Below are 22186 nucleotides of genomic sequence, written 5' to 3'. Positions count from 1 at the left end.
TTAAAAATTAGTTTTACTAAAAAGATGTAAAAATTCCAATTTCAATTGAATGGCGGTTAATTGTTGTTGCGTGTTTTCTTCCAATTCTGCCAAATTGTTAATGGAATCATTCATTTTGTCTTTTTTATTTTTTTCTGAAACCATTTGATCTTGTATACAAAAAACTCGATAAAGATGCTCTTTTGTATTCTCACTGTTTTTTCGTTTGAAATATAAAATCAAAAACAAATTGATCAAAACAAATACGATTAAAAGGGAATGATTCATGATAATTACATTTTTTGACAACATTCAAATGTAGTAAAAAGCATAACTGAAATCCATACGGCAATTGCCTTATTCTATCCAATATCTTTTGAAATCGAAACCATCGTTCCTTTTCCTTTTTCAGCTTCAATTTTCAATTCAGCTTTTAACTCTAAGGCTCTTTTTTTCATGTTATTCAAACCATTTCCGAGTTCAATTTCGCCTTCTGAAAAACCAATTCCGTTATCGCTGATAGAGAAAATCATCTTATTGCTCTCTTGTTGCAATTGAATTTTTATTTGAGAAGGGTTGGCGTACTTAATCGCATTATTGACCGCTTCTTGAATAATTCGGTAAATATTCATTCCTTCAATAGATGAAAATTCATGTGAGGCGTTCACGTTCTTTTCAATAGCAAAATCAAACGAAATTCCCTGAGTAGCTAATTTAGCTTGATCAATAAAATTGGTGATTCGAATTTGCAAATCTTCAATAGAAATAGCGTTTTTATTCATGGCCCAAATGGTATCACGCAATTCGGTAATCGTATTTTTAGTAAACCCGCTAATGTTATCAAATTTGGAAACTAATTTCTCTTTGGCGATATCAAAATACTTCAAATTATCAATCGAGGAAATGATAAAAGTGAGTTGTGAACCAATATTATCGTGTAAATCTCTTGAAATTTGTAGCCGTTGTTCTTGCAATTTGTTTTGAGTTTCAATTTTAACAAGAGCTTCTTTGAGTTCGGCTTCTTTGATTAATTGATTGTTCTTAATTTTTTGTTGGTTATATAAAAGATAACCCAACAAACCCAATACAAAAGCAAAACCTAACGAACCGAAAATCATCGTATTTTTCTTTTTTAATTTCAATTCTTTTTCGGCTAAATCGGCTCTGTTTTTAGCAATTTCGGAATCTTTTTTGGCGGTTTGGTATTTTGTTTCCAGTTCTTGAAGTTGTTTTACATTGGACAATTTTTGGATACTATCGCTAAAAACACCTTTCTTTTTATAAAACTCACTTGCTTTTTTATAATCATTTTTGGCTTCATATAACAGAGCATAATAATTTAACGTGTTTTCTATATCAAAAGCGGATTTGGATTTTTTTGCATAAAAATAGGCACTATCAAAACTTTTTTTTGCAGCATTATAGTCTTGTTTATATAAATGAACATCGCCAATATTATTATAAGAAGAAGCTAAACCGGCAAAATTTTGAATGGAATACTCGGTCTTTAAAGCTTTGTTAAAATATATAAAAGCAGAGTCTGTTTGTTCTAAATAATAGTAAACACCACCAACGTTGTTCAATGACTCGGCAATTCCTCTTTTGTCATTAAGTTGAATTTCAAAATCAAGTGATTTTTTAAAATATTCTAATGCTTGCTCTAAGCTATTTTCTTCCGCATAAACAATTGCCAGATTATTATACGCTTCCGAAAGTCCTTTTTTATGATTTAACTTTTGATATGCATCAATCGCTTTTTGATGATAACTTTTTGCTTTCTCTGCCACTTCAAGTGATTTGTAAACCAAACCCAAGTTGTTATAAATAGTAGCTTGATTCAGAACATCATTTTTTTTGTCATAAATTTTTAATGCATTCAGAAATGATTTTAGTGACGCTTCGTATAAACCCATATTTCGCTGACAAGCTCCAATGTTATTGTGTGAGGAAGCTACAATCATTTCATCTTTTGACAATGAAAGTGCTCTTTTGGAATAATCAATAGCTTTTGGATAATCACCAATCACACGAGTTACAATACCAAAACTACTATAAGTGTAAGCTAGAGAAAGTTTTAGATTTTTAGATTTAGCGATTTTTTCAGCTTTTTCTAATAAATCTATCGCTTGATTAGAATTGGAAGGATATACTTTTAATGCTTTTACATTTAATTCATCAATCGTTTTATCTTCTTTTACTTGTGCAAAAGTATAGATTGTAAAAAAAAGAAATAAGCAAAAAATTCTCAATTGGTTCTTCATACGACTATTTTAGTAATCTATTCAAATTTAATTGTTTTAAGCTAAATTTCATAAAAAATAGCTTTACTCATTTGATTTTTATTTCAACACCATCATTAAATTGAGTAGTAAAACTAAAAATACCATAAAATAAAGGAGCAGCACGATACGTAATGATTTGATTGTTTTCATTTTTTTTTTGAATATTGGGATAGAACAAAATTCGGCATATGAATTTTGCTGTACAATACGACATTTGCCGTAAAAAAAATTCCCAACCAAAAAATCTTGATTGGGAATGAACTACAAAAAACAAACTAACTACATTTTCAAATCAAATGCCTGAATGGTTTTATCATTAGATTGATAATATAAAAACCCTCCAATTTCATCAACTTCATATTCCGGTTTTTTATCTTCAATGACAATTTCTTTTTCCACCTTTCCGGTATCTTTACTTACTTTTACTAACCCAATTCCGTTATCAAGTTTAGTCAATATAAATTGATAATTTTGAGTTGCAGCAGTGGCTTTAAATCGTTTCCCCATTTCTGCAAAGGATGCCGAAGCAGCTACCGCAAAATCTCGTGAACTATCCATTAAAGATTCTCCATAACTTGTATAACTTCCCAAACTATTGCGATGTTGATTTGCTTCTGCAGCTGTAGCGGCAGACATGGCAACAGACGCAACTCCCATTACTCCTGCAAAAATTGCACCGGCAGCACTTTTGCCTGGTGCTTTATAAAACTCATGGAACTTTTGTTTCCCATCAAAACCTAACATCATCATATTTTGTTCTGAAGAAAGCAAAATTCCCTCTTTTCGCAAGATTACTTTTGATGGAGTTTCTTTTCCTTTAAATTCATACGAAGCAAGTGTGGAAATATTTCCTGAATTTTCATCAATAGCTACCATTTCTTCTCCTGTGCTAATCAAATAGCGATTATGCTCTTTATCATAAGCACTTGCCACTGATGTAGCTTTTTTGTATTTTATAGGTTTACTCCAAATAGACTCACCTGTTTTTAAATTAATGATATCTGCATCAGTATCAGTAATATAAATCATTCCTTTCGGCGTTAAGGCCATCGTATGAATATTTTCGCCCGTCTTTAATGGTTTTTTAAACAACGGATTTCCATCAAAAGAAATTTTATTGATACCTCCTTCAAATAGTCCAAATAAGATACCATCCTCAAGAATATAAAAATGTTGAATGTAACCTTTTGTTTTAGGTGCTTTTTCCCATAAGTCTGAACCATCAGCTGCATTCAAAAAAGCTATCTTCGATTCTGAAGCAGAAGAAGCTAATTTTGCCAAACCACTTTTCCCTGAATTATCAACGTCGCTAACAACTGCCAAACCTTGAGGTAAAATCTCAAATCGAGATACTTTCCCTTTTATCTTTCTTTCTTTTTCCCAAAGAATTGTTCCGGTACTGCTAATTTTATGAATTCGTGTATCTCCATTTTGTCTTTCCTCAAATGTATAAATTTCTTTACCTGATGGATCAGCCGTAATCCAAGTAATATCATCAACATCTTTATTGGTCCACAACACTTTTCCGTTGGCAACATCAATTCGCATTAAACTTTTAGTCGTGGGAACAAGCAATCCATCACCTACAATTACCGGTCTACCGGAAAACTGTGGAATTGAGGAACCAACAGTTACTTTTTTTGGATCATTTAATTCCACTAATCCTTCCTCTTTTCCTGTGGCTAAATCATAAATACCAACAGCCATTGCACCGCCTTTTCGCATTCCCAAGACAACCAATTTATTTTGCGGCAACATCACATCACATCGATTAGTTACTTTCCAATTGTTTTCTTCTGTTCCAAACAATTTTTTTCCAGAAATAAAATCTATAACTGATTTCTTTGAAGTCATAAATCCACCTTGACTAACAACTAAGTATGGCGACATCGGAACAAATTCCAGCTCTTCCGGCTTTACTTTTCCATAATCTTTAAAATTAAAATGAGGCTCTTTTGCATTCGGTTTTATTCCCACCAATCCATCACCATTTGCTACTACCAAAATACCAGCATCGGTTAATTTCATTAAACTGATTTTACCTCCTAAACTATAGGTGTGATTTGCCTCTGTTTTCTGAGCAAATAAATTATTAGCTTCTAAAACTATAAAACCAATAAATAAGACTTTGAAAATTAATTTTACAAAATTTTTCATTTTTTAAAATTTAATATTGTTATTGTATATCTTTTTTTCTCAACAACTCAAAACATTATAGGATGTAATAAAACTTCCCAACTGAAATCAATTTTCAATTGGGAAGAACTACTACTACTTTCAGCTTTTAGTATTATAATTCAATATTAAAAGAACCCTCAGTAATTTCTTTAGTTGTATTATCATCAACATTTTTAGCTGTGAAAAAGAAGGTTCCTTTTACATTTGTATCCGTAACTTCAGAAATTTTAATTTCGCCCACTTTTTCACCACCTTCAAAAGGAGCATTCCAAGTTTTGATATCTGGTGCTGTTGGGTTAGATAAGTCAACTGTTGTTTCAACATAACTAACATTTGCTTGACCTAATCCCGTTTCGCCTCCACCAATATCATATGTTCCTACACCATCAAAAGTTAGAATGTTTAATACAAATGCTTTACTGGATGTCCCCCCCGTATTTCCTTGTATTTGCATTATAGACCCAAATTGATTAGCAAATGTTGCAATTTCTACCGTTGTAACTGTTGAACCATTAACTTTAGCTCTAATGGTTCCGGCTGCCGCACTACCGCCACCTCCTCCATCATCGTCACTTGAACAAGAAGAGATGAACATTGAACTTGTTACCAAAAGGCACGCACAGATAAATTTAATTGTTTTCATAATTGTTAAAAATTTAAATTGGTTATTGTATGGGGCAAAGTTGAACCAAAAACCAATGCTCATCAATAAGGCAAATGCCGTATTTTAACAATTAAACGCTAAAAATGAATAAACTATTGACTATGTCAATTGTAAAAAAGGATATTTTTCTTGTAGCTGTTCAATACGTTCATGCAGCTTTTGAACAAACAAAAGATGTTGTTCTGTGTTTGGATTAAACGGACGATGATTCAATCCTTTATGAATGCTTTCTAATTCTGTCATGATAGGGAAAACATGATACGAAATGTGCGATTCTACGAAATATTTCCAAATATAATCCACCGCCGTTTGATTCGGATGCAACATGTCTTCAGCATAAAAACGATAATCACGAAGATCGTCCATCATGATTTCATAACTCGGAAAATAGCTTGAAGTTGAAAGATGGGTGATGGAAGAATGTAATGCTGCTATCAAATGTGCTTTGCTCAGTTGATTTTCTACAAAACCATCTTTTATATGACGTACGGGTGAAACGGTGAAAATAAATTTTATTTCAGGATTAAATTCGGTTAATTTAGTTTGGATGTTATGTAGCGAATCAGTGATTTCTTCAACCGACAACAATTCTTTTGTAAAATTGCTTTGTGGTATTTTATGACAGTTGGCCACTCTTTTCTGCGTATGCGAAAAACGATACGACCAAGCCGTTCCTAAAGTGATAATTACATGTGAACACGTTTGAAGTTGTCCGTTCAAATAGGTTAAAATACCATTCAAATTGACAAGCATGTCGGCTTTGTCCGGATTATTCAACTCGGAATGCACTTCAAAACAATGCCATAATTCATTGTCAAAAAATAAATCGGCTTCGGTGAACAAACGCATTTCGATGGCACGCAACAATACGTTTTCAATTGCATCCGGTTGAAAAAGTATCCCAAACGGATTGTTGTAATGCTGAAATTTGTATTGCTCAAATTTCGCACTGATATTTTCTGAAAAACAAGAACCCATCGTCACCACCTTCGAATAATAATCGATGGGATGATTGCTTTTTGGAATGCTGATTGGGGTTCGGAAGTTCATGAAAATTAAGCTAAACCGGAAATACTTACTTCAATTAAATACGATTGAATTTCCTCCTCTGTGGGCGGATTTGGAATGATATATGTAACTTCTTCTTCATAATTGATTCCTTTGAAATAGCCGAGTTGCATTTTAAATAACTTTTTTGAAAACATTTCACCAAATAGCAATTCTGCTTGTGCAGCTATTTCATCAAACGAATAAAAATCTTTTAATATAAAATACAAATCAACATAATCTTTCCATTTGGCTCTTCTCCCTAAAGCAAATGCCTTCATCGCTGCTAACGTTAATAAATCCGGCATTTTAATAACACTCTTTATTTCTGAGTTTAATGGAATTTTATGGGGAAATGAAAAAAAAGTAAACTTAACATTATTAATGATCAAATTGAGTTGTTCATAATTTTCATAACCGAATTTATAACCAACTTTGGAAGCCGAAATTTTTCTGTAAATATCATTCTTACGCAAAACGGATAATTTAAACAAATCAAAATCAATAGATTCTCTATGACCAATATGCAAGGCAATAGCTGTTCCACCAACCAAATAATATTCTCTTTTAAAAAGACTAATAAATGGCAACAGTTCAACTTGATTCTGATTTAGAATATTAAGATGCATATTTATTTACAATAAGTCCCAAATAGTTTAAAATTTCTGGATGGTAATTCCCAACTTTTCTATCGGTAATTCCTTCATAAACCCGTTTTAATTCCTGAAAACCGATGATTTTTATCAATTCTTTTACATCTTCCCAAGTGCCGTAATTAAAGATAAATTCCACCAAAACCTCATTGCTGATGTTGGGAATAGCCTCCTTTTTGATGTACCAAAAAAGATGAGCATTTTTTGCTATGAACTCGGCTCTTGTCATGGTTTAAATATAATAAAATAAATTAATCAAAAAACAAGTACATAAACTGTTTAATATGCTTCTGAATTAATTTCTTGTAAAAGTTGTTATATACACAAAAACACCTTCAGGTTCATTAACGGTTTGCTTTAATTTAAGTTCTTCATTGGTTAAACTCTCTATCACATAGGTATATTGATAAATCATTGGGTCTTGAGGTGGACTTGCTACAGTCAATATGTTTCCATTCAATGTCCATATAGATGTTTGAGTATCACTTAATGTACATTGAGCATTAAATCCATTGAAAGTGAATTCACCATTTTCAAAAAACTCTTGGAAATCTTTACTCGTTTCACAATCATGGTTATAATTTTGAAATTCTCCTCCATTTGAAGTACCCCCTTTTATGTACCATTTCCCTAAAATAGTGGGTTCAGAAGTTGTTGAACCTTCATCATCATTTGAATTACAAGAAAATAATATTACCGTAAACAGTAAAAATAAAATTACTTTTTTCATCTATTTAAGTCGTGATTTTTATTTAACAAACTCAACCGCCTTCTCCAACGCTTCTTTAATTCCATCCACATTTTTACCACCGGCTGTAGCAAAAAACGGTTGTCCGCCGCCGCCGCCTTGGATATATTTTCCTAACTCACGAACCACTTGTCCGGCATTCAAATGGTGTGAAGCAACCAATTCTTTGGAAATATAACACGTTAACATCGGTTTATTATCCTCGGCTGTAGCCAAAACCATGAATAAATTAGTACCCAAATTACCTAATTCATACGCCAAATCTTTTGCTCCTTCCGGATTCAAATCAACTTGTTTGGCTAAGAATTGTATACCGTTAATTTCTTTTAGCTCTGATGCTAATTCACCTTTTAAATTCTTAGCTTTCTCACGCAATAATTGCTCAATTTGTTTTTTCAATTTGGCATTATCATCTTGTAAGGAAACCACTGATTTTAAAACATCTTGTGGATTTTTTAAAGCTTCTTTAAGTTCCGCTAAGGTATTTTCTTGATTTTTGTAAAAGTCTTTCACCGCATCTCCGGTAATCGCTTCAATTCTGCGAATTCCCGCAGCCACAGCACCTTCTGAAATGATTTTGAAATGCCAAATGTCGGCTGTGTTTTTCACGTGAATTCCACCACATAATTCTTTACTGTCACCAAATTCAATCATTCGAACCGAATCGCCATATTTTTCGCCAAACAAAGCCATTGCACCTTGCTCCATTGCTTGCTGAATTGGAATATTTCGGTGTTCGACCAATTGTAATTGCTCTTCAATTCTGGCATTTACAAAAGCTTCAACTTGTCTAATCTCATCATCTGAAACTTTCGAAAAATGCGAAAAGTCAAAACGCAAATAATTAGGATTGACCAATGAACCTTTTTGTTCCACGTGTGTTCCTAATATCGTTCGTAAAGCCAAATGCATCAAATGCGTAGCCGAGTGATTTTTTGAAGTAGAAGTTCTTAAATCGGTATTGACTTTCGCCACAAAATCAGCTTCCACATTTTCAGGAAGTTGTTTCGCAAAATGCAAAATCAAATTATTTTCTTTTTTGGTATCGATGATTTCGATGGTTTCATTTGCTGAAACTAAAGTCCCTTTGTCTCCAACTTGTCCACCACCTTCGGGATAAAAAGGTGTTTTATCTAAAACGATTTGGTATAAAATTCCATCTTTTTTAGAATCTACTTTACGGATGCGAGTGATTTTCACTTCGTTCTCCGTTTGGTCATAACCAACGAAGGTTTCTACATTGCCATCGATTAAGATTTTCCAATCATCGGTTGTTACTTCCGAAGCGGCACGAGAACGGGCTTTTTGTTTTTGCAGTTCCGTTTCAAAATCGGCTTCGTTAAATGTATATCCTTTTTCTTTTAAAATTAACGTAGTTAAATCCTTTGGAAAACCAAACGTATCGTACAATTCGAATACTTTTGCTCCAGAAACTTCGTTCCCTTTGGTTTCGGAAACTACATTTTCCAACAACTGCAAACCTTGTTCTAACGTTCTCAAAAACGAAGCTTCTTCTTCCCGAATTACATTTGTAACTAAATTTTGTTGTGATTTAATCTCAGGAAAAAACTCACCCATTTGATTGGCTAAAACAGCCACCAATTCATAAATAAATGGCTCTTTGGTATTTAAAAATGTAAATCCGTAACGAATCGCTCTTCGTAAAATTCTACGAATTACATAACCGGCTCCGGTGTTAGAGGGTAATTGTCCATCGGCAATCGCAAATGCTACCGCACGTATGTGATCAACAATTACTCGAATGGCAATGTTGATTTTATTTTGTTCTTCATCCACCTGAACGGACAGGTCGCGACCTGTCCCTACGGGATTTGGTGTATATTTTAACCCCGTAATTTGTTCTACTTTTTCAATCAATGGTGTAAAAACATCGGTATCATAATTGGATGTTTTTCCTTGTAACGCCATACACAAACGTTCAAAACCCATTCCGGTATCCACGTGTTGAGCGGGTAATTTTTCTAGACTTCCATCGGCTTTACGATTGAATTCCATGAATACGTTGTTCCAAATTTCCACTACTTGCGGATGGTCGTTGTTCACCAAACTTTTTCCGGAAACATTTGCTTTTTCTTCCTCCGAACGCAAATCAACATGAATTTCAGAACAAGGTCCGCACGGTCCTTGATCGCCCATTTCCCAGAAATTATCTTTTTTATTTCCTAAAATAATTCGGTCTTCATCGATCAATTCTTTCCAAATATCCCACGCTTCTTGGTCAAAAGGTACATTTTCATCAGGATTTCCTTCAAAAACAGAAACATATAAATTTTCTTTTGGAATTTTATATACTTCCGTTAACAATTCCCACGCCCAATTGATGGCATCTCTTTTAAAATAATCGCCAAACGACCAGTTTCCTAGCATTTCAAACATGGTGTGATGATAGGTGTCAAAACCAACATCTTCCAAATCATTGTGCTTTCCGGAAACACGTAAACATTTTTGGGTATCGGCAATTCGTTTGCTTTTGGGTTCGGCATTTCCTAAAAAATATTCTTTAAACTGAGCCATTCCTGAATTGTTGAACATCAAGGTTGGGTCATCTTTCAAAACAATAGGAGCCGAAGGAACGATTAAATGTCCTTTACTTTCAAAAAACTGCAAAAACTGCTTGCGGATATCGTGTGATTTCATTGTAAAAATTGTTCGGTGTTTAATTTTCAATTGGTTAGACTAATTTTACAATAAAGAATCATTTATACAGTTAAAATACCAATGCTTTTTGAAAAAAATTAAATTAGTATTAGAATGAAACATTTCTTAAATTTGTTCGTCTAATCGGTTTTGAAAGCACAAAAATAGTATAATTTAAGAAATGTCGAAGAAAGTAAAGTATTATTACGACACAGAAAGTTTAGCCTACAAAAAAATCAGTCCAAAAAAAGGTCGGAAGTTTGGTTATGTGGCTTTATTTCTGCTTTCATCAGCTCTTTTTGGATTTTTATGTTTTGTAATTTTATTGAATACACCCTATTTTGAAACGCCAAAAGACCGTTTACAAGCAAGAGAAATTGAGAATTTAAAGTTGCGATACGAAATTCTAAACAAAAAAATGGACCAGTTGGATGAAGTTTTGGTTAGTTTAGAAGAGAGAGACAACAACTTATATCGGGTTTATTTTAACTCCTCGCCCATTCCAACCGAACAACGAAAAGCAGGATTTGGCGGAGTAAATCGATATAAAGAATTGGAAGGATACGACAATTCAGAGTTGGTAATTAATACCACTAAACGAGTGGATATGATTTCAAAACAATTGTCCATTCAATCCAAATCTTTAGATGAAATTTTAACGTTAGCCAAAGGAAAAGAAAAATTATTAGCCGCCATTCCGGCGATTCAACCAGTTAAAAATGAAGACTTGAAACAAATGGCTTCCGGTTTTGGGTATCGGAATGACCCTTTTACCAAAATCAGAAAATTTCATTACGGAATGGATTTTTCTGCAAAAACCGGTACACCTGTGTTCGCTTCTGGTGACGGAGTGGTGTATAAAGCTGATAATTCGATGTCAGGTTTTGGAAATTTGATTATCATTAAACATGGATTTGGCTATGAAACCTTTTATGCACATTTGAGCAAATACAAAGTCAAAGCCGGTCAAAAAGTAAAACGTGGCGACATTATTGGTTATGTAGGCAGCACCGGACGTAGTGAAGCTCCGCATTTACATTATGAAGTGCACAAAGACGGCGAACCGATTAACCCAATTAATTTTTATTACGGCAGTATTTCTGCAGATGAATATATTGCGATTTCAAAATTAGCTAACCAAGAAAACCAAGCACTCGACTAATGCATTTAAACTTACCAGAAAAACGATATTATAGCATTGGAGAATTGGCCAAGGCATTTGATGTAAACGCTTCATTGATTCGTTTTTGGGATAAAGAATTCGATATTCTGAAACCAAAAAAGAACGCCAAAGGCAACCGAATGTTTACACCGGAAGATGTAAAAAATCTTCAATTGATTTATCATTTGGTAAAAGAACGTGGATTTACGCTAGATGGAGCTAAAACCCATTTGAAAGAAGGCCAGAAAAAAACGTTGGATAAATTTGAAATTATCAGTAAATTGGAAGGAATAAAGGCACAATTACAGCAGATTAAAGAGGGGCTTTAGGATGGTGATTGGTAATTGGTAATAGGTTATTGGTAAAAGTAAACACATAAAATATAAAAAAACTCAGTAACTCAGTAACTCAGCAACTTAGTAAAAAACTCAAAACCTTAAAAAACAAATAATATGAGAAAATGGTTATTACCCGTAGGGATTATAGTAGGACTAATTTTAGTCATCGGATTTTACATAGTAGGAATCCAAAACACAGCGATTACAAAGAGTCAAGCTGTAAATAAGTCTTGGGGTGATGTGCAAACGTCTTACCAACGCAGAAATGATTTAATTGGGAATTTAGTAAACACGGTTAAAGGAGCGGCTGATTTTGAAAAAAGCACGTTAGAAGCGGTGATTTCTGCAAGAGCTAGAGCAACGCAAACAACCATTGACCCGACTAATGTTACACCGGAGCAATTGGCACAATTTAATCAAGCCCAAAGCGGTGTTTCTTCTGCTTTGTCAAGATTATTGGTAACGGTTGAAGCCTATCCTGAATTAAAGGCGAACCAGAACTTCTTGAAATTACAAGATGAATTGGCCAGTACAGAAAATACGATTCAAACTGCTCGCGTTCGTTTTAATGAAACGATTGAAGTATATAACAACCACATCTTGAAATTTCCAAACAATCTGTTTTTAGGTGAATACAAAGAAAAACCATTCTTTGATGCTGAACCGGGTGCAGAAAAAGCTCCTGAAGTAAAATTCTAATCCATGTCTAGTACAGAAGATTTTCTGAGTGCAGCAGATGAACAAGAAATTGTTCAGGCGATTGCTTTAGCTGAAAAAAACACTTCAGGTGAAATTCGTGTGCACATTGAAAAACACTCTGATACTCCACCTATTGTACGAGCAAGAGAAGTGTTTGATGAATTAAAAATGTACAAAACCGAAGCACGTAACGGTGTTCTGTTTTATGTAGGTGTAGAGGATCATACTTTTGCCATTATTGGGGATAAAGGTATTGATGATGTAGTGGAAAGTGATTTTTGGGAATGTACCAAAGACATTATTATTGAACACTTTAAAAACAAACAATTTAAAGAAGGTTTGGTAAATGGCATTGAAAGAGCAGGCAATCGCTTGAAAGAATATTTTCCTTATGCATCTGATGACACCAATGAACTTTCCAACGAAATATCCAGAAGCTAGATGAAAGTAAACATACGTTATTTGTTGATTGTATTCGGATTGTTTTTTCCGATTCAATTGGTTGTGGCTCAATTTACTATTCCTGACAAGCCTAGTTTTCAAACCAGCGTTTATGATTATGCCAAGGTGTTGTCTGACGTTGAAAAGAAAACGTTAGAAGAAAAGTTAATTCGATATACTGATACTACTACAACTCAAATTGTAGTCATTACCATTGAGGATTTAAAAGGAGAAAATATTGGATTGTTAGCTCCAAGATGGGGACAAGAATGGGGAATTGGTGGTACAAAAGAACAAGACAATGGTGTTGTCATTTTGTTAGCTAAAAACGACCGTCGTATTCATATTTCACCGGGTTATGGTGTTGAAGATAAACTGACAGCGGGAATTACTGGAGAATTAATCAGAAATATCATTTTGCCGGAGTTTAAAGCAGGTAGTTACTATCGTGGTTTAGACAAAGGCACAGATGCAATTTTTGAAGTACTTAAAGGCACCTACAAAGGTAGCCGAAAGTCTGACAAAGGTGGAGCCATTCCGATGCTGGTGGTTTTGGTATTCATCATTATCTTTTTAATCATTGCCTCAAAAGGGAACAAAAACAACCGTAATGGCGGTTCCGGACGTTTTTCCGGACCGGATATAATGGATATTATCATCTTGAGCAGCCTCGGAAGAAGTAGCGGTGGTGGTAGTTTCGGAGGTGGTTCATCCGGAGGTGGATTTGGAGGTGGTGGATTTGGAGGTGGTGGATTCGGCGGAGGCTTCGGTGGCGGAGGCTTTAGTGGCGGTGGTGCCGGTGGAAGTTGGTAAAATCAAAAAAACAATTATAAACAAAAAGCGACTTGAATTTACAAGTCGCTTTTTGTTTAATCTATAAAGAACATTCCACCTTCATTATCTTTTTTTCCTCCAAATTTATCTAGTTTATAAGTCAATGAAAACATCACATATTGTTGCAGAACAATATTTTCGGTATCGGTAATGGCGGTTGGCGTAATGGTTCTTCGCACACCCACGTTTTGATTTAACACATCATACACTTTTACTTTGGCTAGTAATCGGTCTTTGTAGAAATTGTAACCTAAACTGGTATTCCACAAATAAAAATCTTTTTGAAAACCATCGGCTATATTAGAGTTGTAGGTATATCCAAAATCATTTCCAAAAACTACTTTCTTTGGCCAATAACTGGTAAATTCCATTTTGAATCGGTGCACAAAATTATTGGCATTTTCAATTACATAATTGGTAAAATCGGTAGAATTGAAACTGTAACTGTAGGATGGAGCAATAGTAATCAATTCTTCAATAGACCAATTTAAACTCATACGAGGTTCCATTCTCCATCCTTTTGCTTCATATAATTCAGCATTTGTCAATCCTTGATTAAGATTATATCCACCATCAATACCCAAACTCAACCGCAAGCTTCTTTTTTCTTTTTTGAACGTCTTACTCCATGATGCTCCAAGATAACTATTAAATCCTTTGTCCACATTTTCATAAGTAGTTTGTGCTCTGAAACTTTCATCAAAAACAGTTGAAGAAACTATCTGGTCTTTGTAAAGATTCATTCCGCTGTAAAAGAAGAATCCACTTCGCGATTGCCAATCATAATTGTTGAAATTCATGTACATATTATGTTGTTGGGTCGGATTCAAATCGCCATTTCCAACAATCGTATTCAACGGATTGGATAAATTAATGACCGGCAAAATTTGATTGGCTAATGGCAATTCCATTCTGAAATTGTAATTAGCATAAACCGATTTACTTTTTGAAATGGTATAATATAAATTAGCAGTTGCTCGTGGAAAAACATAATTTTTATCCAAATTGGTTCGAACACCTAGGTAATCAGATTCATTTTTAAAAGTTACAAATTCCGGCCCAATGTTAAAACGAGTTCGCAAATTCTTTTTGTTCCAATTTAAGCCAGCTGTGGGATGAATTTTTACAACACTTGAATTAATTTCATTCGACAAGAATCCATTAAAATCAGTATAACTGCCGGATGTGGCATTAAAATCAAACGTTGCATCTTTATCTTTGGAAGCATAATAATCTATTTCGGTGGTAACACTCAATTTTAACGAATCCGTTATGGGTTCACCAAATCGAATTTCTGAGGCAATTTTATTAAAGTTATTATCACGGTATAAATTCTGATTTCGAATATCATCCGGTTCAGCAGTTTGATAATAAAAAGTAGAAGAATTTACAGTTGAAAAAGTAGCCGATTTTCGATGTTCATTTTGTAAAGAAACACTCCAACCTCTGTTTTTCTTCTTTTTCGACTGTTGATAATACAGCATATAATTTTCAAAAGATGTGTTATCTACATCAGAATACGTATCGTTTATGCTTTCATTCGATAATACATCTGCTTGATTTAGCGTTTCCTGTTGACTGGAAAAGCGGTCTTTATTGATACTCCTAACCAACTTGGGTTCGATATATATACTTGTTAAAGAGTCAAACTTAACCTCAAAATTCATACTTAGATTATGAGAATTTCCCAATCGATTAGAATTGGAAACTGATTCTGTAAAAGTTGTTTCCGTAGGCAATAAATTGGTTCGTGAAGAACGGGTTACATTTTCAGATTCTGTATTCGTGAAAAAATAATTGTTGTTTACTTCTACTTTTTTAAACCATTTGTCAGCATAATTTACGCCTATCAAATTAGAGGTTGTTAAACCGTTGCTACCACCAAAATTCATCCCGTTTATACCAAATGAACCATCATCATTAGAATAAACCGAAACATTTCTACCGCCACCCATGTTATCAAAAATTTCGTTCATCGAAAATCCGACAGAATTGATATTGTTGGCAGAGGCCAAAACGCTAATTTTTTGATCTCCCTTGAACCAATTGAGCAATAAACTCGATTCGTAGCGTTCATCCGAACCATAACCGCCCATGATTTTACCAAAAAAACCTTTGTTTTTATCTTCTTGAATAGTGAGATTAATGGTCTTTTCTTCTCCTGAAGCTGTTTCACCCGAAAGTTCTTCAGCTTTAGTTTTGGTATCCACTACTTGTATTTTCTCAATAATTTCTGCCGGTAAGTTTTGCGTGGCAATTTTGCCGTCTTTGCCAAAAAATGGTTTTCCGTTGACTAAGATTTGGTTTACTTCCTTCCCGTTCACTGTAATTTTTCCTTCCGGTGAAATCTCTACGCCTGGTAACTGTCGCAATAGTTTTTCAACGTTTGCATCGGCTCCCACTTTAAAAGAAGCCGCATCAAACTCTAATGTGTCATTTTTGATTCGAACCGGCGGTGCTTCTCCTTTTACGACAACTTCACCAAGGGTTGTACCGGACTCCGTTAACGATAGCAAACCAATTTCCGTATCGGCAATCAATTGCGATAATTCCTGACTTTTGGTAGCATAACCTATAAAAGAAGCTTTTAGTTGTAATGGATTGGTACTTTTAGGTGCTTTTAATATAAAATTCCCGTTTTTTTCTGAAATAGAATACGCAATAACCGTTGAATCTTTTTTAGAAGTCAGATAAATGGTAGCGGATTCAAGTGGAAGTTTGGTTTGTTCATCAATAACCTTCCCTTTAATAGAAACTAAACTTTGAGCGTTTAGCATAGAAACAAATAACAAAACAATAACGGCAAATAGTGATTTAAACATAATGCTAATTTAACTGTGAGAAAATTCTATAACAGCGAAATAACAATTTTAGTATCAAACGTTAAAATTTCTTACAGAATATTTAACATTTAAATCCTGTTGATTGTTAAAATCGTCTTTTGTATAGTATAAAATAAACCTGAATATCAAATCCCATTTTTTTGAAAATTGCTGTATATTTGTAACATAAAATGCTGCTATTATGACAACTATAACCTTAAACATCAACGAAAAAACTGAAAAAGGAAAAGCGTTACTTGCTTTTTTGAAAGCTTTTTATGAAGAAAAAGAAGTTGTTCATATTGTTGAGGAACCCAAAAGCCCATACAATAAAGAATTTGTTGCTAAAATTGAAAAAGCAAGAAAGGAAATTATTGATGGAAAAACTACTATCATCGAAACTGATTCTATATGGGAAGGTATAGAATAGAAATTACAGAAAACGCAAAAAAAGATTTTCTAAAACACAAAAAATCAGGCAATAAAGCAGTTCTTAATAAAATTGATAAAATTTACAAAGAATTAAAAGAACATCCCTACACCGGCACAGGAAAACCTGAACCTTTAAAACATGAGTTTCAAGGCCTTTGGTCAAGAAGAATTAATCAAAAAGACCGATTAATTTATGAAGTGCATGAAAATGTTGTAACCGTTTATGTACTCTCTGCAATGGGGCATTATGATGACAAGTAATTTTCTAATTAGTTTCAATTATAAATAAAAACCATTAAGAAATTAAGGTTCATTAAGCAATCAATCCCTTAATGAACCTTAATTTCTTAATGGTTTAAAATAAACCTGATGCTTACTTCTCCCGAATATAAATATCAATCGGCACCCCCGAAAAATCCCAATTTTCACGGATTTTATTTTCTAAGAACCGTTTATACGGATCTTTTACATATTGAGGTAAATTTGCAAAAAACACAAACTGAGGGGTTGGTGTAGGCAATTGCATACAATATTTAATTTTCACATATTTACCTTTTAAAGCCGGCGGTGGAAAGGCTTCAATCAATTTCAACATGAATTCATTGAATTTTGAAGTGGAAATTCGCTGCTTTCTGTTTTCAAAAACTTTAACCGTTTCTTCCAACGCTTTGAGTAAACGCTGCTTCGTTAAAGCGGAAACAAACAATATTTTCACATCCGTAAAGGGTTCTATTTCTTTTCTGATTTTAGCCTCATAATCACGGGTGGACATGGTGTCTTTTTCTACCAAATCCCATTTGTTTACTAATATAATAATTCCTTTACGGTTTTTGGCGGCTAACCAAAAGATACTTTGGTCTTGTCCTTCAAATCCGCGAGTGGCATCAATCATCAATATACAAACATCGGCATGCTCAATAGCCCTAACCGAACGCATAACTGAATAGAATTCTAAATCTTCTTTTACTTTTGCTTTTCTTCGGATTCCGGCGGTATCTACTAGGTTAAACTCAAACCCAAAACGGTTGTATTTAGTATCAATAGCATCACGGGTGGTTCCGGCAATATCTGTAACAATATACCGATCTTCACCAATTAATGCATTGATAAAACTTGATTTTCCGGCATTCGGACGACCCACTACTGCAAATCGAGGTAACTCAACTTCTTCTTGAACCGGTTCCGGTTTTTCCGGAAAAACAGCAATCATTTGATCCAACAAATCACCTGTTCCACTTCCGGAAGTACCGGAAATCGTATAATAATCGCCTAAACCTAAATTATAAAATTCAAGAGCGTCTTTTTCCCGCATGGCGTTATCTACTTTGTTCACCACTAGTAAGACCGGTTTTGTAACTTTTCGCAACAACTTTGCTACTTCATCATCCATCGGTGTAATACCTTCTTCAACATCTACCACAAACAAAATAACATCCGCCTCATCAATAGCTAACTCAACTTGCTTGCGTATTTCTCCTTCAAAAATATCTTCTGAACCTTTGATGTATCCACCGGTATCAATTACTGAAAACTCTTTTCCGTTCCATTCACTTTTTCCATAATTTCGGTCGCGGGTAACCCCACTCACAGCATCAACAATGGCCTCTCTTCTTTTGATTAATCGATTAAAAAGCGTTGATTTTCCTACGTTTGGTCTCCCTACTATGGCTACAATATTATTCATGATCATTTAAAATATGGTGCAAAGGTAGTATTAATGAATACAATATCAATTTTTTTATTAATTTAGTACGTTAAACTAAATCTCCAAAGCAACATGGAAAAATCTTCAAGCATCCCTTTACGTCCCAGATTTCAAATCGATGTAGAGGAAAATATTGATTCTGTAAGACAAAAATTTGTGGAGCATAAAACGAGTATCAGTGCCGGTATTTTTATGAAAATTAGAAATTATCACATCCAATATACTTTTTCCGGTGAACGACAAAAATATTGGTCACCCCATTTATCCATAGATTTAGAGGAAAAAGAAGGAAATGAAAAAAATGCAACGCATATAAGAGGAATGTATGGTCCGGCTCAAACCTTATGGACATTTTTTATGTTTTTACATTTTATTATTGCCGGAGTATTTATTTTGTTTATGATGTTTGCCTTTTCAAATGCCATGATCCATAAACCCTTTACAAATGATGTAATAGTGATGACACTAATGGTTTTTTGCTGGTTTTTACTTTATTTCATCGCACGACAAATTAGAACGAACGGATATGATCAAATGAGGGAACTTGAAGAGGAATTTAATAAAATTATTCCGTAACTACTTCTGATTATACCCCAATCTTCGCAATTGAAAAGTATTGCTTCGCCAATCTTTACTCACTTTCACAAAAAGCTGAATGTGAATTTGTTTGCCGAAGAATTTCTCTAATTCCTCACGGGCTTGGATTCCCACTTTTTTTAAAGCTGCACCTTTGTGACCGATGATAATACCTTTTTGTGTATCGCGTTCTACCATGATAATGGCTCGTATGCGGATAATATCATCGTCTTCTAAAAACTCTTCGGTTTCCACTTCAACCGCATAAGGTATTTCTTTTTCGTAATTCAATAAGATTTTTTCCCGCACAATTTCATTCACAAAAAATCGCTCAGGCTTGTCGGTTAACGCATCTTTTGGATAATAGGGCGGACATTCAGGTAACAAAGCAATGATGCGGTCAAAAACCTCTTTCACATTAAAATTCTCTAAGGCTGAAATGGCAAAAATCTCTGCATTCGGCACTTTTTCTTTCCATAAAGTTACTTGCTCCTCTAATTGTTCTTGGTTGGATTTATCAATTTTGTTCAACAAAAGTAAAACCGGTATTTCACTGTAAATAATTCGATTAAAAAAGGCTTCATCTTTCAATTCTTTCTCTCCAATCTCAACCATATAAATCAACACATCCGCATCTTCAAAAGCCGATTTTACAAACTGCATCATGGATTCCTGCATTTCATAGGCCGGTTTGATGATTCCGGGTGTGTCAGAAAAAACAACTTGAAAATCATCGCTGTTTACAATTCCTAATATACGGTGACGGGTAGTTTGTGCTTTTGAAGTGATGATCGACAACCGTTCTCCCACCATTGCATTCATAAGGGTTGATTTTCCAACGTTTGGATTACCGATAATATTGACAAATCCTGCTTTGTGAGCCATATTCATAATTTTGGCAAATATACGGTTTCTTTTTGCTTCTTATCACCTCAAAAATAGTTTAAAAGTATATCTTTGCCAACCTAATTAAATAAATTAAACAATGAAAAAAATCGTATTAAGCTTAATCGCTTTAACTGTATTATCAGCCTGTAGTAGTTCTGACGACAATAACAACAATCCAGACACGACCACACCTTTAGTATCTAAAATTGTTGAAACGTATGAAGATGGTTTTGTAGAAACTCTTTTATTGACCTACAATGGTACTAAAATTGTAAAAAGTAACTGGAACAACGGTGAAGAAGTAACTGAATTTACCTATACCGGAGATCTTATCACAAAAGAAGAATACTTTTTTGATGGTGAATTAGAGGATGTAATCACCTATGAATATGACACTAATCAACGATTGATCAAATCAACAAGAGTAGATTCTTTTGGAGATATTGAAATTGATTTGTATACACACAATGCTAATGGAACAATTTCATTTGTAACGGAAACAAATGATGAACTTTCCGCTGACGGAACTATTTATTTTGATTCTAACGGCAATCCAAACAAAAAAGAAATAACAACTTATTTCATGGGGTTTGAATCAACAGAAATCATTACAGTTACGTATGACAATAAAAATGAACCTTTTAAAAACGTAACCGGATTGGATAAAATAAGTTTTGCATTACCAAATTATTCAGCTTTTGAAGCCTCTTTAAACAATCCATTAACTATTAATACTAATGGTGTAAATAACACAACGCATACCTACACTTATAATTCAAATAATTTTCCTGCTACTTCAACAACAGTAACAACTGATTTTGAAGGAAATTATACAACCGTATTTTTTTACTAGAAAATTATATTGTTCTTTTAAAGCCCTTCGGGGCTTTTTTTTGTTTAAAATTTAACAGTTCAGGATAACAATTTAGTAATCATTTCGTTTCGAAATATTATGAATGTTATATTACCTTTGCCCATATTTTACTGAATTGAAAAAACTGCTCATAATTTTAGTCCTTTGGCTATTTTGCTCTCAAAATACTTCTGCTCAGTGTTTTGAAATAGAAGCCATTTATGTTGATGCCTGTGGTGGCCAAGAAGGTTTTAACGAAATGGTTCGTTTTAAAGTTGGCTCTGCTCCTATTAACACCTCAACCTTATCTGTCACTTGGCCTAGCAATGCTTGGCAAGGTCTTATTCAAAATGCTGCTACAGCAAACGTGGTTTCTGCATTAAATGCAGATGTAATAGCCAATGGGGGTTGTGGACAAATTCTTCAACCCACCGGAGGAGTATTACCGGCAAACGCACTGGTTTATCTTGTTACCGGTGAAAATTACGATGTTACTTTAAATTCATTTGGGGCTTTAATGGATACGGTTTACATTTTATTTCAAAATAATACAACTGTAACAGCCGGTCATTTTGGGAATGCAGGTACAGGTTTTAGAACGCTTACTATGTCTTTTGGTGCATGTACAGACCAAGTAACCTATGACAGAACTTTATTAGTTGACCAATTTGGTGCGAACATTGCTGCTGATGGAGCTACGGTTTTGTTTACTCCCTCCGGACAAGCTACTTATACCAATTTAGGTTGTGTTGCTCCTATCAATCCTTTTTATGCCATTGCAAATCCAGATTCAGTAGTAGCATGTGCCGGTAGCACAATTAACCTTACCGGTTCAGTTGCCGGTCAACAATCCTTTCAATGGAGTGCTCCTGTTGGTTCGCTTTCAAATGTAAACTCATTAACTACCTCCTACACCATTCCTTCAACGGCAAGCGGCACTATACTAGTCACCTTAACTGCCTCAAATAGTTGTGGGCTAACCACTTCCGATCAAGTAACGATAACAGTCACTCCGGCAGTCACTCCCAATTTCGTAACCTCGGCTACCTATTGTACCGGAAGTTCAATTCCTGCTTTAGTCAATACGTCACCCAACGGCATCACAGGAACGTGGAATCCGGCAACGGTGAGTAATACCGCTTCGGGTAGTTATCTTTTTACTCCGAATCCAAATCAATGTGCCACGCCGGTAACCTTGAATGTGACGATTACCAATTCTATTGTACC

The 22186-nt window shown here is 34.3% G+C and carries 21 protein-coding genes and 1 pseudogene; 10 read left to right on the top strand and 12 right to left on the bottom strand.

Annotated elements, in window-relative coordinates:
- The 9 genes from H601_RS0105420 to alaS all read right to left on the bottom strand — a co-directional run bounded on the left by H601_RS0105420 (position 1) and on the right by alaS (position 10209).
- Positions 1-267, bottom strand: coding sequence for a hypothetical protein (locus H601_RS0105420; protein ID WP_156900350.1), 267 nt, complete (start codon positions 265-267; stop codon positions 1-3).
- Between the two features lie 74 nt (positions 268-341).
- Positions 342-2240: a tetratricopeptide repeat-containing sensor histidine kinase gene (locus H601_RS15300; protein WP_051220668.1), complete on the bottom strand. Its 1899-nt coding sequence runs from the start codon at positions 2238-2240 to the stop codon at positions 342-344.
- 300 nt (positions 2241-2540) lie between these two features.
- On the bottom strand, positions 2541-4418 hold the full coding sequence (locus tag H601_RS0105405) for an outer membrane protein assembly factor BamB family protein (RefSeq protein ID WP_026710555.1): 1878 nt from the start codon (positions 4416-4418) through the stop codon (positions 2541-2543).
- 133 nt (positions 4419-4551) lie between these two features.
- Positions 4552-5082 (bottom strand): DUF6252 domain-containing protein, encoded by a 531-nt coding sequence (locus tag H601_RS0105400; RefSeq protein WP_156900349.1) that lies wholly within the window; start codon positions 5080-5082, stop codon positions 4552-4554.
- A gap of 120 nt (positions 5083-5202) precedes the next feature.
- Complete coding sequence (locus tag H601_RS0105395; protein WP_026710553.1) at positions 5203-6153, bottom strand: GSCFA domain-containing protein; 951 nt, start codon at positions 6151-6153, stop codon at positions 5203-5205.
- Between the two features lie 5 nt (positions 6154-6158).
- Positions 6159-6779 (bottom strand): nucleotidyl transferase AbiEii/AbiGii toxin family protein, encoded by a 621-nt coding sequence (locus H601_RS0105390; RefSeq protein WP_026710552.1) that lies wholly within the window; start codon positions 6777-6779, stop codon positions 6159-6161.
- Entirely contained in the window at positions 6769-7032 is a 264-nt protein-coding gene (locus H601_RS0105385; protein WP_026710551.1) for a hypothetical protein, read from the bottom strand. The genes H601_RS0105390 and H601_RS0105385 overlap by 11 nt, the downstream gene beginning before the upstream one ends.
- 66 nt (positions 7033-7098) lie before the next feature.
- Positions 7099-7533: a lipocalin family protein gene (locus H601_RS0105380; protein WP_026710550.1), complete on the bottom strand. Its 435-nt coding sequence runs from the start codon at positions 7531-7533 to the stop codon at positions 7099-7101.
- Positions 7534-7551: 18 nt separating this feature from the next.
- Positions 7552-10209, bottom strand: coding sequence for an alanine--tRNA ligase (gene alaS, locus H601_RS0105375; protein ID WP_026710549.1), 2658 nt, complete (start codon positions 10207-10209; stop codon positions 7552-7554).
- 181 nt (positions 10210-10390) lie between these two features.
- On the opposite strand from alaS, the gene H601_RS0105370 reads away from it, so the two are divergent.
- The 5 genes from H601_RS0105370 to H601_RS16595 all read left to right on the top strand — a co-directional run bounded on the left by H601_RS0105370 (position 10391) and on the right by H601_RS16595 (position 13662).
- Positions 10391-11371 (top strand): M23 family metallopeptidase, encoded by a 981-nt coding sequence (locus H601_RS0105370; RefSeq protein ID WP_026710548.1) that lies wholly within the window; start codon positions 10391-10393, stop codon positions 11369-11371.
- Positions 11371-11700, top strand: a complete 330-nt coding sequence (locus H601_RS0105365) for a MerR family transcriptional regulator (protein WP_026710547.1) — start codon at positions 11371-11373, stop codon at positions 11698-11700. Before H601_RS0105370 ends, H601_RS0105365 begins: the two co-directional genes overlap by 1 nt.
- A gap of 123 nt (positions 11701-11823) precedes the next feature.
- Entirely contained in the window at positions 11824-12408 is a 585-nt protein-coding gene (locus tag H601_RS0105360; RefSeq protein WP_026710546.1) for a LemA family protein, read from the top strand.
- A 3-nt stretch (positions 12409-12411) separates the two neighbouring features.
- Positions 12412-12849: a TPM domain-containing protein gene (locus H601_RS16600; protein ID WP_026710545.1), complete on the top strand. Its 438-nt coding sequence runs from the start codon at positions 12412-12414 to the stop codon at positions 12847-12849.
- A complete protein-coding gene (locus H601_RS16595) occupies positions 12850-13662 on the top strand; it encodes a TPM domain-containing protein (protein WP_026710544.1) in 813 nt (270 codons plus the stop codon).
- A 56-nt stretch (positions 13663-13718) separates the two neighbouring features.
- On the opposite strand, the gene H601_RS0105345 is transcribed toward H601_RS16595, so the two are convergent.
- A complete protein-coding gene (locus H601_RS0105345; RefSeq protein WP_026710543.1) occupies positions 13719-16505 on the bottom strand; it encodes a carboxypeptidase-like regulatory domain-containing protein in 2787 nt (928 codons plus the stop codon).
- 202 nt (positions 16506-16707) lie between these two features.
- Here H601_RS0105345 and H601_RS0105335 point away from each other — a divergent pair, with 202 nt between their 5' ends.
- Together H601_RS0105335 and H601_RS0105330 are read left to right on the top strand one after the other, a co-directional pair.
- Entirely contained in the window at positions 16708-16935 is a 228-nt protein-coding gene (locus H601_RS0105335) for a DUF2683 family protein (protein ID WP_026710542.1), read from the top strand.
- Positions 16917-17198, top strand: a complete 282-nt coding sequence (locus H601_RS0105330; protein WP_026710541.1) for a Txe/YoeB family addiction module toxin — start codon at positions 16917-16919, stop codon at positions 17196-17198. The genes H601_RS0105335 and H601_RS0105330 overlap by 19 nt, the downstream gene beginning before the upstream one ends.
- A 112-nt stretch (positions 17199-17310) precedes the next feature.
- On the opposite strand, the gene der is transcribed toward H601_RS0105330, so the two are convergent.
- Complete coding sequence (der, locus tag H601_RS0105325) at positions 17311-18621, bottom strand: ribosome biogenesis GTPase Der (RefSeq protein WP_026710540.1); 1311 nt, start codon at positions 18619-18621, stop codon at positions 17311-17313.
- Between the two features lie 93 nt (positions 18622-18714).
- Here der and H601_RS15295 point away from each other — a divergent pair, with 93 nt between their 5' ends.
- Positions 18715-19218 (top strand): hypothetical protein, encoded by a 504-nt coding sequence (locus H601_RS15295; protein ID WP_035655593.1) that lies wholly within the window; start codon positions 18715-18717, stop codon positions 19216-19218.
- On the opposite strand, the gene era is transcribed toward H601_RS15295, so the two are convergent.
- Positions 19219-20103, bottom strand: coding sequence for a GTPase Era (gene era, locus H601_RS0105315; RefSeq protein ID WP_026710539.1), 885 nt, complete (start codon positions 20101-20103; stop codon positions 19219-19221). It lies immediately after the preceding gene.
- A 100-nt stretch (positions 20104-20203) separates the two neighbouring features.
- Here era and H601_RS0105310 point away from each other — a divergent pair, with 100 nt between their 5' ends.
- Complete coding sequence (locus tag H601_RS0105310; RefSeq protein ID WP_026710538.1) at positions 20204-20959, top strand: hypothetical protein; 756 nt, start codon at positions 20204-20206, stop codon at positions 20957-20959.
- Positions 20960-21095: 136 nt separating this feature from the next.
- Positions 21096-22186 (top strand): annotated as a pseudogene (locus H601_RS15290) (hypothetical protein); the annotation flags it as partial.

Source organism: Flavobacterium filum DSM 17961 (assembly GCF_000425465.1).
Lineage (GTDB): Bacteria > Bacteroidota > Bacteroidia > Flavobacteriales > Flavobacteriaceae > Flavobacterium > Flavobacterium filum.
The sequence above is the reverse complement of the archived record's forward strand: the minus strand, read 5'-3'. Positions and strand labels throughout refer to the sequence as shown.